Below are 904 nucleotides of genomic sequence, written 5' to 3'. Positions count from 1 at the left end.
TTTAAACCCATGTAAAAATAATTTTTTATATTTTTAATTTAATAATAACAAACATTATAAAAAAAACTGAATATTAAAATTGTTTTTTTTTTTTTTTGTTTTATAAACATAACATAAAATATATATAAATATCAAGTATAAACAATTTTATTCACCTAAATTACAATATTAAACACAAAGAAAAAACAAAACAAAACAAAAAATAAAAAAATCAAAAGAAAGGAGTTAAAACAACTATGGGAAAATTATATGATATTTCAGTAATATTAAAACAAAAATCGACGTTTGTTATTATCGTTTTTTTATGTATTATATTATCTATAGGTGCTGGTTTTAGTTTGCATCATTTTTATTTTTCAAAACCTACTGCTCAAAATTTACTTTATAAAATTGAAATTGATAAAATGAATGAAAAAATTACCGAATTAGACAAACAACAAAAACCGGCACCATCAAACGAAAAAACAAGTGATGAATTACTTGATGAACTAGTTACTATAAAAGGAGAAATTAACAATTTAAAAACTGCAAAACCACAACCAACTAATAATAACGAAATTAGTTTACTTAATCAAACACAAAACAAACAAAAAACAGAAATTGATAAATTAAACAATCGTTTGATTGCTGTTGAATTGCAAAATGTTCAAAACTCATCAACAAACCGACCTCAAACACCAACACAATCAAACGCTAATAACGCAGATTTTCCAAAAACTGACTTAACTAAAATGCCATCATTTGATAAATTAATCGGTTTTAAAGACGAACGTGCAGCCGCAGATCGTTTTTTAACTTTTTTAAAGAACGTTAAAAAAATTCCAAATGTTGGAGAAGTTAAAATCCCAACTGGTATTTTATTATACGGAGTAGCTGGTACTGGTAAAACTACTTTCGCACAAGC

Annotated in this window: 1 pseudogene; it reads left to right on the top strand. The window is 24.6% G+C overall.

From position 1 onward, the window contains the following. Positions 1–236: 236 nt before the first annotated feature. Positions 237–904, top strand: a pseudogene (locus tag KTO59_RS04435) (hypothetical protein); the annotation flags it as partial.

The organism is Candidatus Phytoplasma sp. AldY-WA1, from assembly GCF_020312115.2.
GTDB lineage: Bacteria > Bacillota_I > Bacilli_A > Acholeplasmatales > Acholeplasmataceae > Phytoplasma > Phytoplasma vitis.
This window is presented reverse-complemented; position numbering and strand designations above follow the sequence as displayed.